The following is a 12969-nucleotide window of genomic DNA, read 5'->3' as shown; positions in this document are numbered from 1 at the left end:
TTCGGGCGGCGTCCGGCGAAGGGGTTGGCCTTGTAAAGGGTTGTTAAGCATCAAGGCTCGACGAGGATGACCTAGGGTAATAACGACACTTTGCGCTCTAGGGGCATGAGCCTCTTTCTTTATTCAAGTTTTCGAACTCGGCGGTGTGGGCATGGCGACGTATTCTTTTTCCAAGATCACCGCCGCTGAGGCAAAGCGCTTCAACATACTGAGCTACGACACCCTGGTGTTCACCACGGGCTCGGCGGCCGATGTCGAGATCGCGTTCTTCCCGCAGACCAACGGCTATGGCTCGTATCAGCTGACGCTGGGGACGCGGACGGTGATCTTCCCGCAGGCTGGCGTGAATTTCGGCCTTCCCGCCGCGGCGACGGCCGACCGGATTCTCTTCTCGGACGGCTCGCACCTGGTCATCGGCGGAGCCGGTGACGACTTCTACGAACCGTCCGCCACGGCGGCCTCCCACGTGATCGCGGCTTTCGGCGGCGCGGGCGACGACACGCTGTTCGGCGGCGACGCGAACGACCGGCTGGTCGGCGGTGACGGCAAGGACACGCTCGACGGCGGCGGCGGAAACGACCTCCTCGACGGCGGCAACGGCGACGACTCCCTGAGCGGCGGCGATGGTGACGACACGCTGAACGGCGGCGCCGGCAACGACACTCTGCTGGGCGGCTCCGGTCATGACATCCTGAACGGCGGCGCCGGCAATGACATTCTGGACGGCGGTTCGGGCAACGACATCCTGAACGGCGGAGCCGGCGCGGATACGCTGATCGGTGGTCGCGGCAACGACACCCTGAACGGCGGCGACGGCGCCGACATCCTGCAGGGCGGCGCGGGCGCCGACATCCTGGTCGGCGGCTCCGGCGACGACACGCTGAACGGCGGCACGGGAACCGACACCCTGACCGGCGGAACCGGCGCCGACGTGTTCGTGTTCGGCGCCTCGGATTCGCTGCCGTCGGCGCCCGACCAGATCCTCGACTTCGACGGCGAGGACTCGCTGGACTTCACGGGCCTGGGCCCGGCCACCTCCCTGAACTATCAGCACCTGACGAACGCGGCGACGTACGACGGCGCCCTGGCCGCGGCCAACGCCGCCTTCACCGCCAAGGCGGCGCTCATCTATGTCGGCGTCCAGGTCGGCGACGACTTCTATGTATTCGTCGACAGCCTGGCCACGCACGAGGTCGGTTTGGCGGTCGTGCTGCGTGATGTTTCGGCGTTCGATCCCTTGACGGGCATCATCTAGGCGGGCTGCTCGAGCGGTCGCCGAGTTATGGCCGCGCGGGACTGTATCGTGTGCGACATAAGTACGCGCCCGCTGTTTTGGAGGTTCGGCGAGGACGATTCCGTATTAGTGAAGCGGAGCTATCCAAGCTCACCGAACGTTGGAATGCGGCGAGCCGAAGTAAAGAACTTGAGGCAGATCACGGCCGTCGTTTGAGCGAGCATGAATAGGGTAGAGACAATGATTGCCACCCTCTTGAGCGTTCCCCGTTTTGGGTTTTTTTAGAGATCTATCAGGTCGTGAAGCCTTGACCTGAACGGGGTTCGTTAGTGTAGATCGGTCTACCTTGTGGTCTGGCAAAAAAACCGCAAATGAAGTTCGGGCGACTTTTGTCGAAGTTGCCGAATGAAAGTATAATTTTGGTTGCGGTAAGCTGAAATAACTAGTGGCGTTAGGCGAAAACTGTTTTGAGTGCGGCGTTTTATCCGAAAAATCGGGTGGGCTGCGACAAAATAGCGAATATTTCTTTACGTCTTCGATGGTCTAAATTTGTGGCTGCGAATTCACTGCTGACTAGCAATTGTTCGCGCCGTGTGGAATGTAAGGAAACAGACCGGTGAGTGACGTGAGCGCCCTCATGGATAAGTTGAAATCCACCATCAGCTACAAGCAGTTCGACGCGCCGCGTCCGGCGGACGCCCACACGTGGCCCGTGATCGAGAAGATGGCCCGCGCGAAAAGCGCCATCGCCTCGGGCGAGAAGGCGACCCCGGTCGCCCTGGCCCCGATCGTCGCTCCGGTCGTCGCGCCGCCTGAGGCCGCTGCGCCCCGGATCGCCGAAAGCTCGCTCTTTGACCGCCTGCACGCCGAAGGGCGTCCGCGGATCGAGACTGGGGAAGTCGAAGCGCACACCAGCGCCCGCTTCTCGCGGTACGCCACCGCCAAGACTGTTGACGATGCGCCGCAGGCCCTGTCGGCGATCTTCGAGCGGATCGGACGAAAGGCCCGCTAAATGGTCCTGGTCGTTGTGTCGTCGCCGAAGGGCGGGGTGGGGAAGACGACTCTTGTCGCCAACCTAGCCGTGGCCCTGCGTCGACGCGGACGCCAAGTCACCGCCGTCGATTTCGATTCCCAGAACGCCCTGCGTTTCCTGCTCGCGCCGGAACACGAAGACGACTTCGGCATCGCGCGCTGCACGGCGCGCGGCCTGCCGTGGACCTCGGCGGTCGTCGCCGGCCGGGGCGGTGTCCGCGTGGCGCCGTACGGCGAGGCCACGACGCCCGAGCGCCTGCGCATGAAGGACCTGCTGGAGGAGGACGCGCTGTCGGAAGCGTTGTCCAGCCTGATGCGGTCCGACGACGAGATCATCATCGCCGACACCACGCCGGGCGAGGGGCGCATCCAGCAGCGCCTGGAATCCCTGGCTGATCTGAAGCTGATCGTTCTGCTGGCCGACGCGGGCTCCATGGCCCTGGCGCCGGCCTATCGCGATGGCCTCCTGCTGAGACCCATCACCGAAAATCCGACCACGTTCGGCGTGCTCAATCAGGTGGACCCGCGCCGCAGGCTCAGCCGCGACATCTCGGAGTTCATCGCCACCCACGCGGCCGACCGGTTCATCGGAATCGTCCACTATGACGAGGCGCTGGCCGAAGCGGCCGCGCGCGGCGAGTCCATCGTCGAGGCCGCGCCCCAAGGTCTTTCGGCCGGGGACATCGAGGCCATCGCCGGTCGTCTGGACCGCCTCACGTCGCGAGAGCCCGTCGCATCATGAACTTCACCGGAATACCGGGACTAGACGACGGCCTCTTCGGCCGCGTCGTGGCGTCCGCGCCCGCGCGTTACGTGATCTTCGCCCTGGCGGCGGCCGTGGTCTTCCTGGCGGTGACGGTGCCCCTGGACACCAGCGGGCAGTTGATCTTCGGCCTGGGCGTCTTCGCCGCCTCCGCCGCCATCGGCCAACTCAGCCAAGGGCGGCGGATGACCATCGGCCTGGTGGTGATCTCCACGGCGCTGTCGACGCGCTACATGTGGTGGCGCACGACCCAGACCCTGCATTTCGACAACCCCCTGGCCGGGTTCCTGGGGACGGGCCTCTACATGGCCGAGCTCTATGCCTGGCTGGTTCTGGTTCTGGGCTACATGCAGTGCGTCTGGCCGCTGGACCGCAAGGTCCGGGAGATCAGCGGTCCGCCGGAAACCTGGCCCACGGTGGACATCTACATACCGACCTACAACGAGAGCCTCGAGATCGTGCAGGACACGGTGTTCGCGGCGATGGATCAGGATTATCCGTCCGATCGCTTCAAGGTCTACATCCTCGACGACGGCCGCCGGCCCGAGTTCGAGGCTTTCGCGCGCGCGGCGGGCTGCGGATACATCACCCGCGACAACAACAAGCACGCCAAGGCCGGCAATCTGAACAACGCGATCCCGCAGACGACGGGCGAGCTGCTGTGCATCTTCGACGCCGACCACGTGGCGACGCGGGCGTTCCTGCAGCTGACGGTCGGCTGGTTCCAGGCCGATCCCCGACTGGCCCTGCTGCAGACGCCGCACTACTTCTATTCGCCCGATCCGGTTCAGCGGAACATCCGGGCCGTCAAGGACATCCCGGGCGAGGGCGACCTGTTCTATGGCGTCGTCCAAAAGGGTAACGACTTCTGGAACGCGACCTTCTTCTGCGGGTCGTGCGCGGTCATCCGGCGTGAAGCGCTGGAAAGCACCAACGGCTTCGCCGGCGAAACGGTCACCGAGGACGCGCACACCGCGCTCAAGCTGCAGCGCATGGGCTGGAACACAGCTTATCTGAACACCCGTCTGTCGGCCGGCCTGGCCACCGAGCGCCTGGCGCTGCACATCGGCCAGCGGGCCCGCTGGGCGCGCGGCATGACGCAGATCTTCCGCATCGACAATCCGCTGTTCGGGCGCGGCCTGAGCATCGGTCAGCGGCTCTGCTACCTGAATGCGATGCTGCACTTCCAGTTCCCGCTGCCGCGCATCGTGTTCCTGACCTCGCCGATCGCCTATCTGATCTTCGGCCAGAACATCATCGCCGCGGCCGCCTTCACGATCGTCACCTATGCGCTGCCGCACCTGCTGCTGGCCGTTCTGGTCAATGAGCGGATCCAGGGGCGCTATCGCCGGGCCTTCTGGGGCGAGGTCTACGAGACGCTGATCTCGTTCCACTTGGTGGGCCCCGCCGTCCTGCCGCTCCTCGATCCCAAGCGCGGCAAGTTCAACGTCACCGACAAGGGCGGCCTTCTCGAGGAAGGCTATTTCGATTTCAAGGTCCTGCTTCCGCTGCTGGTCACCACCGGCGTGCTGTTCGGGGGCATCGGCTCCGGGATCGTCAAGCTTCTGCTGCCGCAGTATTTCGACGCCCAGCTCTCGACCGTCATGCTGAATGTCGGCTGGTCCAGCTTCAGCCTGCTGATCCTGATCACGGCGATCGCGGTCGGACGCGAGACGCGCCAAGTCCGCAAGCACGAGCACCTGCTGGTGGAGCTGCCGACGCGGCTGTATTTCGACGACGGCCACGTGATGTCGACCACGACCATGAACGTCTCCATGGGCGGCATGGCGGTTCCGATGCCGGAAGACGAGGTCATCGAGGGGCGCGAGGTGACCCATGTGGAAATCTTCGCGGCGGAAAAGGCATTTGGATTCCCGGTCAAGATGATGGGGAGCGGGAAGGGCGGGCTGAGGTTTATGTTCACGGACATGACGCTGGAGTCGCGACGCCAGCTGGTGCGCGTTGTCATGGGGCGCGCCGACGCCTGGCCGTTGGTCGATGATCAGGTGTCCTGGTCGGCCTGGCAGTCGTTCATGGACCTGATGCGCGCGAGTATCTCGATCCTTCTCTGGTGGCGTTATCGCGACACGCCGCGCGCCTCGGTGGCCTTCAGGCGGGCCGGCGCGTCGTCGGGCGCGGCGATCCTCGCCCTGGCGCTGGGCTTCGGCCTCCTCGGCGCCGACCAGGGCCATGCCCAACCCGCGCGCGCTCGCGCCGCCGCCGCGGCGACGGCGACCGCCGAGCCGGCCAAGGCCACCGCCGCCAGCACCGGCGGCGTCCGTACGGTGGCGATGTCGCTCGAGGACCTCAATGTCAGCCGCCCGCTGCGGCTCATTGGCTCGTCGGGCGAGGCCGGCATTCCGGTCAATCTCCGCCAGGACGAGGTGGTCACCCAGGCCCAGCTGACGCTCAACTTCGCCTATTCGCCGCAGCTGCTTTCGGATCTCAGCCACCTGACGGTGCTGCTCAACGACGAGGTCGTCGGCACGGTGCCCCTGACGCCCGACGGCGCCGGCGGCGTGATCGTCACCCTGCCGATCGATCCGGGCCTGTTCACCAGCGAGAACCGCCTCGGGTTCCGCTTCATCAGCCACTACACCCGCAACTGCGAAGACCCGCTGCACTCGACCCTGTGGGCGAACATCAGCAACACCCGCAGCCGCCTGGTGCTGACGCTGCAGCAGCTGTCGACTGGCGACACCCTGTCGCGACTGCCCGCGCCGTTCTTCGACGCTACGGAAGGCCGATCGCTGCGGCTGCCGTTCGTGTTCGCCGGTTCGCCGTCCAACGACCTGATCACCGCCGGCGCGGCGGCGTCGTCGTATTTCGGCATGAACGCCAGCTTCCGGGGCTTCTCCTTCCCGGTGCTCTACAACGACCTGCCCAACGGCGACGCCGTCGTCCTGGCGCGCGCCGGCAGCCAGATCGGCGGCTGGGTCGTCCCCGAAGCCAGCGGTCCCGCCATCAGCCTGATCCGCAATCCGCGCAACCCCTACGCCACCTTGCTAGTCATCACCGGCGGCTCCGACCAGGACGTCCTGGCCGCCGCGCGGGTGCTGGCCACCTCGCCCAAGAGCCTCTCGGGCCAGACCGCCCAGATCACGCCGCAAGGCATCACGCGCCGCCAGCCGTACGACGCGCCGCGCTGGGTCGACACGCGGCGTCCGGTCCGCCTGGGCGACCTCGTCGGCCAGTCGTACCTGGAAGGCGCGGGCATGCGGCCTGGCCTGCTGACGGCCGAGTTCCGCACCGCGCCCGACCTGTTCTTCTGGCCTCGCGCCGGCGCCAAGCTGACCTTTGGCTATCGCTATCCGGCCGGGTCCTGGCTGGACTATTCGATCTCGCGCCTGGATGTGCTGGCCAACGACAAGTACATCCGCTCGATCCAGCTGCGCCCCGAAAAGGCGGCCGACAAGGTGCGCGACTTCATCGGCGCCTCGGCCATCCAGCAGAGGGCGTCGGTCGACATTCCCGGCTACAACATCTTCGGCCAGAACCAGCTGCAGTTCTATTACGACCTGCACAGCAACCGTAAGGGCGCCTGCCAGGGCGAGCTGCCCACCGGCATCCGGGTCGGCATCGACGCCGACTCGACGCTGGACCTGTCGGGGGCCCACCACTTCTCGCGCATGCCCGACCTGGCCTTCTTCGCCAGCTCCGGTTTCCCGTTCAGTCGCGTCGCCGACCTGTCGGAGACCGTGGTCCTGATCCCGCAGCAGCCCCAGCCGGAAACGCTGGAAGCGTTGTTCACGATGATCGGCCGTATCGGCGACTCGACCGGCGCGCCGGCCGTGGCCGTCACGATCGCGCGTCCGGGCGACGCCCCGAGCCTGCGTGGCCGCGACATCCTGGTCGTGGGTCCGCTGTCGCTGGCGGCTCAGGCGTCCGAGCTGTTCCAGAACGCCCCCGTGCGGGTCGATGGCAGCCAGCTTCGCGTGGCCTCGAACTCGCCGATCGACCGGCTGTTCTCGCGGTTCGGCTCGAACGTCGACCAGCGCAACCCCGCCGCCGCCGACGCGGCCCTGGTGACGATCAGCGACTTCGCCGGCGTCTCCAGCTGGCGCTCGCCGTTCGACAGGAGTCGCGTCGTGGTCGCCGTGCTGGCCGGTTCGCCGTCACGTCTGCCCGAGATCGTCAACGCGATGGCCAAGCCGGAGGCCAATGCCGCCATGCAGGGCGATCTGGCCATTTCCACCAACAAGAGCTTCAATAGCTTCCAGGTGTCGCCCGGCTTCTGGTCTGGTCATCTGCCCTGGTGGGTGGCCATCATGTGGTGGTGCAGCCGTAACCCGCTGATCCTCGGCCTGGCCGTGATCGGCGCGTCGATGGTGATCGGTCTGGGCTTCTGGGTGGTCCTGGCCGCTCATGAACGCAAGCGTATGTTCGACAGCGAGGGGGGCCAGCGGTGAAGACCTCCGTCTGCATCTCCCTGGTCTCGACGCTGATGGCCTCCACGGCCATGGCGCAGGTCCAGCCCCGTCTGCCGACCGAAAAGCCGGCCGCCCGACCGCTCGTCCCGACGACCAAGGCGCCGACGCCGCAGGTCGAGAAGGCCCCCGCCGTTCAAGGCGGGGCGGTCCAGGCGCTGCTGAACCAGGCGGCCGCCCAGCGTAAGCGTGGCCGCAAGGATCTCGGGGCCCAGGCCCTGCAGCGCGCCCTGCGGGAAAGCCCTAACAATCCGCAGGTGCTGCAGCGCCTGGCGGCCTATGCGCTCGAGGATGGCGATTTCACCGGCGGCGAGCGTTGGACGCGCCAGTTGCGCGCGGTGGTCGGCGACAGCGACGCGCGCGTCGTCGCCCTCACCAAGGACCTGAAGTCCCGCGCCACGGCCGCCGCGCCGGCCGAGCCGGCGGTTCCGCCGTTCGCCGACGTCCGACAGGGCAAGCAGGAAACCCCCGCCAAGCCGGCTCCGCCGATCGACCCCAGCGGCGTCTCGCGCGCCGCCGGTTTCGAGGCGCTGGAGCGCAAGGACCTCGCCGGGGCCGAGCGGCTCTTCAATCAGGCGCTGCGCGAGCGGTCGAACGATCTGGACGCCGCCGGCGGCCTGGGGATCATCCGCCTGCAGCAAGGGCGCTTCGCCGACGCCGAGGAGCTTCTGCAGCGCGCCAGCCGAGCGGCAGGCGGCGAGCAGCGGTGGGGCGAAGCCCTGCGATCGGCCCAGTTCTTCGGTACGCTGTCGCGGGCGCGCTCGGCTTATGAGGGTGGCCGCTACGCCCAGGCCGAACAGATGCTGAGGCCCCTGGCCGCCGGCCAGAACCAGGACCGGGTGGAAGCCCAGGTGCTGCTGGGCCAGAGCGTGGCCGCGCAAGGCCGATCCGCCGAGGCCGAGACGGCTTTCCGCGCGGTGCTGAGCGTCTCGCCGCAACGCCCCGAGGCCATCGCCGGCCTCGCCCAGGCCTTGGCCGACCAGGCGCGTTACGACGAAGCCAGCCAGGTCGCCGCCAGCCTCACCGGCCCGACGGCTGGCCAGACCCGCGCGGCGATCGAGCGCGCGCGCGCCACCGAACTGGAAAAGCGCGGCGACATCTTCGGCGCTGGCGCGGCCCTGTCGGCAGCGCTGACGGCCAACCCGTCGAACCCGTGGTCGCGCTACGACTACTCCCGTTTCCTGGCCGAGCAGGGGCAGGGCGCCGAGGCGCAGTCGCTGATGACGCCGCTGTACCAGTCCAGCGATCCCGAGGCCTTGCAGGCCGCGGCGCTGTTCTCGGAATCGCAGGGCCGCAACGAGGAGGCCGTGGGCCTTCTGCGTCGCGTTCCGGAAGCCAGCCGCAATCGCGCCGTTCGTGACCTGGTCGCGCGTGTCGAGGCCCTGAGCGCCATCGAGCAGGCCAAGCGCTGGGGCGCCCAAGGGCGCAACGTCGACGGGGTCACCCTGCTTCGCGGCTACATGTCGCGTACGTCACCCAGCTTCGCCGTTCGCGGCCGCATCGCCGAGACCCTGCTGGATCTCGGCGACGCCTACCAGGCCACGGCGCTGGCCCTGGAAGCCTCGCGCCAGCCGCCGGCCAGCTTCAAGCCGTCCGAGGCCTCTGGCTACCTGGCGGTCCTGGCCCAGACGGGGCAGGACGCGGCCGCCATCAGCCTGCTCAACGCCGCCGCCCAGCAGGCGCCGCAGAGCGAGTACCGCACACTGGCCGCCCTCTACAGCGGCCGTCGCGCCGACCGGCAAAGGCTGGCGGGCGACTACGCCGGCGCGTTCGACACCCTCTCGCAGGGCTTCATGGTCGCGCCGCGCGATCCGACGCTGCTGGCGGCCCTGGCGCGTCTCTATGACTCGGGCGACCTCGCCCAGCAGGCCGCCCAGACCTACGACGTCCTGCTGACGATCAATCCGAACGACCAGGACGCCCTGGCCGGTTCGGCGCGCGTGGCCGTGCGGGCCGAGGACTACGGCCGCGCCGAAAGCCTGCTGCGACGCGCGATCGCGCTGAAGCCGAACGACCCCGAACTGTACTACCAGATGGGTCAAATGGAGCAGGCGCGCGGCCGCGAGCGCGCGGCCCTCAAGATGTTCGAGCGCGCCCAGGCCATGCTGGCGCGAGGGCAGGGCGGACAGCCCGGCTCGCCGGCCGGCATGGGCGGCGCGCTGGGACCCAATCCGTTCGCCGCCCGCGCGATCGCCCAGGCGGTCGACGCCCCGACCTACGGCGCGCCGGCGGCGGTCTCGCCCGCGGCCTATGGCGCGGCTCCGGCCCTGCCGCAGCTGCCGTCCCCCGCCGCAAGCCAGCCTTCGGCCTATGCCGCCTACACGCCCGCGCCCGCGCCGAGCGCCAACTACGGCGGCGGTCTGATCAATTCTCCGCAAGGCGCGTCGGGCGACTACGGCGGTGGCGCCAGCCTGCCCGCCAACTCGAACTCTCTGGCGCCGCCCGCCGCTATCTACGGCAGCGCCAACGCGGCGCCGACCTATGCGCCGCCGGCCTACACGCCAGCGCCCACCTATGCTCCGGCGCAGGCCTACGCCCCGGCTACGCTGGCGCCGCTGCCGACGCCCAGCCCGGCCTACGCGCCGCCGCGCGCCTATGCGTCCTCGGGCGCACAGGTGATGAGAAGCCCTGTACCCGCGCCGTCGGTTCCCGACAGCGCCCTGCCGCTGCCGACGAAGGTCAACCGCGACATCGCCGCGCTCCGTCAGTCGACCGCGCCGCAGTTCGAGGGCGCGGCCACCCTGCGCGCGCGCAGCGGCGAGGAGGGCGCCAGCCGCCTGTTCGAGGCCAGCACCCGCATCGCCGCCTCGGTCTCGCCGTTCGGCGTCGGCCGCCTGGGCGTGGCGATCAATCCGGTGGTCATCAGCGCCGGCGCGCCGAAGGACGTCACCGCCGAAAAGCTCGGGACCAACCCGCTGGTCGTCGCCGAGGCGACGGCCGCGGGCAACGTCATCGTCCTGCCCAGCCTGGACAGCCGCAGCCAAAGCGGCGCCGGCGTGTCGATGTTCTATGACTCGGGTCCGATCTCGCTGGACGCGGGGGTCACGCCGCTAGGCTTCATGCGGCCCACCTTCACCGGCGGCGCCACCGCGCGGCTGAGCCTGGGCGAGGGGCAGATCCGTGTGACGGCCGAGCAGCGCCCGATCACCGACAGCGTCCTGGCCTATTCGGGCGATCGCGATCCTCTGACCGGCGTGGAGTGGGGCGGCGTGGTCCGTCGCAACGTCAGCCTGGGCGGCTCGGCCAACTTCGGCTCGGGCGGCGCCTATGCGGATGTCGCCTATCGGCGCCTGAACGGTCGCAACGTCGCCAGCAATACGGGCTTCGAGGTCAATGCCGGCGCCTATTTCCGCCCGATCGACAGCGACGGCAACCAGCTGCAGATCGGCCTCAACGCCAACATGCAGGCCTACGACAAGAACCTGCGCTTCTTCAGCTTCGGCCATGGGGGCTACTTCAGCCCGCAGCAGTTCGTCAGCGTCGCCCTGCCGGTGACGTACTCGATGGAACGCGAGCGCTGGCAGGTGAAGGCCGGCTTCAGCATCGGCGTCCAGGCCTACAGCGAGGACAGCGCTCCGGTGTTCCCGAACAATCCGGCGGCTCAGCAGGCGCTGGAATCCTACGCGTCCGGGGACTCCACGATCCTGGCCCGCTACGACTCGGCCAGCAAGACGGGCATCGGTCTGACCGGCCTGTTCTCGGGTGAATACAAGCTGTCGGCCGGCACCGCCGCCGGCGGCGAGATCTCGGCGGACACCTTCGGGATCTACAACGAATACAAGTTCCGCTTCTATCTGCGGCGGATCCTGGCAAGCCAATAGGAATATCCGATGTTGAAGAGCCTCTCGTCCCGGGGAGCGCCGCCCGAGGCGCCGAAGACCGACACGGCGGAGCTGCGCTATCTGGCCGACCGTCAGTTCAGCCCGCAATGGCGGACCGTTCTGATGACCATGGCCGACGAACTGTTCGAGAACTTCAGCGCGGAAGAGGCCTGGGGCTTCTACCGCCAGATCGGCCTGCGCGTCTCCGGCGAGGTCGCCTTGCCGACGGTCAAGACGCTTGAGGAGCTGGAAGGGTCGCTGAACTCGGCGCTGGCCGTGCTGGACTGGGGCTTCGTGTCCCTGTCGCTGGACCACAGCGCGATCTCGATCCGTCACCGCGCCTATCCGGGTCAGCGCGTGGAAGACCCGAGCGGCCACTGGCGCCGGGCCTTCGCCGCTCTGCTGGAAGGCGTCTACACGATCTGGCTGCAAGGCCAGGGCGGGCGCGCGGACATGAAGGCCACCTACCGCGACACCGGTGGCGACGATGCGCTGGACTTCTCCTATGGCCTCTAGGCGGTCAGCCCTGCTGCTGATCGCCGCCCTGGGTTTTCAGGCGGTGACCATGAGCGCGTGCGCCGCCCCCTCGTCGCCCAAGAACTGGACGGCGTACAAGTCGCGCTTCGTCCTGCCCGAGGGGCGGGTCGTGGACACCGGCAACGGCAATGTCAGCCATTCCGAGGGCCAGGGGTTCGCCATGATCATGGCGACCGCCTACGACGACCCCGACACCTTCAAAAAGCTCTGGTCCTGGACCGACAAGACCCTGTCGCGCCCGGACACGCGGCTGTTCCGCTGGCGCTATGTTCCGACCGGCGACCTGCACATTCCCGACCCCAACAACGCGCTGGACGGCGACATGCTGATCGCCTGGGCCCTGCTGCGCGGCGGCGAGCGTTGGGGGCGACCCGAATACGTCCAGGCCAGCGCCGAGATCCGCAAGGCGATCCTGGCCAAGCTGCTGGTCCGCCAGGGCGACCGCACCCTGTTAGCGCCAGGAATCGACGGCTTCGTCCGTCCCGACGGCATGATCTTCAATCCGTCCTACGCCGTCATGCCGGCCCTTGACGCCTTCGCCGCGCGCGAGCCCCGCTCGCCGTGGCTGGGCGTTCGCGACCAGACGCTGCGGGCCCTGCGCGACGCGCGTTTCGGGACGGTGGACCTGCCCGTCGACTGGGTGCGGGTGGACAGCGCGGGCGGCATGTGGACCGACCCCGACCGTCCGCCGCGCTTCGGCTTCGACGCGGTCCGGGTGCCACTCTATCTCTACTGGTCGGGCCGCGGCGGCGACGCCGCGCTGGACCCCGTCAAGCGCTGGTGGTCGTCCTTCCGTCCGACGGGCAAGCCGGCGCCGGCCTGGATCGACGTGCGCACGGGCGAGGTGGCCCCGTTCGCGGCCTCGGTCGGCATGGCCAGCGTCGCCGACTTGGTGCTGACGGGCCGCGCGGCGACGGCGTCGATCGACAACGAGGACTACTATTCATCGTCGTTGCTGATCCTGACCCAGATCGCGGCCCAGGAACGACGCGAGCGGCCCGCATCGGCGCGCAAGCCCTGACTTCGCGCTCCGAGGGTGGGAAGCGTGTTGATACACGGATCTTGACCATACGGAGAACGGTGGTCTGGAAAATACAGTTTGATTGAGTGCTCGCCTTAGCCGCGAGAGTGATTTTGGTTAATGCTTCATAAGTG

At 68.1% G+C, this 12969-nt stretch carries 7 protein-coding genes; all 7 read left to right on the top strand.

Annotated elements, in window-relative coordinates:
- The first annotated feature begins 151 nt into the window (after window positions 1-151).
- The 7 genes from MZV50_RS26520 to MZV50_RS18460 all read left to right on the top strand — a co-directional run bounded on the left by MZV50_RS26520 (window position 152) and on the right by MZV50_RS18460 (window position 12835).
- Entirely contained in the window at window positions 152-1255 is a 1104-nt protein-coding gene (locus MZV50_RS26520) for a calcium-binding protein (protein ID WP_289781878.1), read from the top strand.
- A 616-nt stretch (window positions 1256-1871) separates the two neighbouring features.
- Window positions 1872-2246 carry a hypothetical protein gene (locus tag MZV50_RS18485; protein WP_252630753.1) on the top strand — a complete coding sequence of 125 codons (375 nt, stop codon included), beginning with the start codon at window positions 1872-1874 and terminating at the stop codon, window positions 2244-2246.
- Complete coding sequence (locus MZV50_RS18480; RefSeq protein ID WP_252630752.1) at window positions 2247-3008, top strand: cellulose synthase operon protein YhjQ/BcsQ; 762 nt, start codon at window positions 2247-2249, stop codon at window positions 3006-3008.
- Window positions 3005-7438 (top strand): UDP-forming cellulose synthase catalytic subunit, encoded by a 4434-nt coding sequence (gene bcsA / locus MZV50_RS18475; RefSeq protein ID WP_252630751.1) that lies wholly within the window; start codon window positions 3005-3007, stop codon window positions 7436-7438. The genes MZV50_RS18480 and bcsA overlap by 4 nt, the downstream gene beginning before the upstream one ends.
- On the top strand, window positions 7435-11277 hold the full coding sequence (locus tag MZV50_RS18470) for a cellulose biosynthesis protein BcsC (RefSeq protein ID WP_252630750.1): 3843 nt from the start codon (window positions 7435-7437) through the stop codon (window positions 11275-11277). Before bcsA ends, MZV50_RS18470 begins: the two co-directional genes overlap by 4 nt.
- Before the next feature lie 9 nt (window positions 11278-11286).
- Window positions 11287-11793: a cellulose biosynthesis protein BcsD gene (gene bcsD, locus MZV50_RS18465; RefSeq protein ID WP_252630749.1), complete on the top strand. Its 507-nt coding sequence runs from the start codon at window positions 11287-11289 to the stop codon at window positions 11791-11793.
- Entirely contained in the window at window positions 11783-12835 is a 1053-nt protein-coding gene (locus MZV50_RS18460) for a glycosyl hydrolase family 8 (protein ID WP_252630748.1), read from the top strand. The genes bcsD and MZV50_RS18460 overlap by 11 nt, the downstream gene beginning before the upstream one ends.
- Window positions 12836-12969: the final 134 nt, after the last annotated feature.

The sequence above is a fragment of the Caulobacter segnis genome, assembly GCF_023935105.1.
GTDB lineage: Bacteria > Pseudomonadota > Alphaproteobacteria > Caulobacterales > Caulobacteraceae > Caulobacter > Caulobacter segnis_B.
The sequence above is the reverse complement of the archived record's forward strand: the minus strand, read 5'-3'. Positions and strand labels throughout refer to the sequence as shown.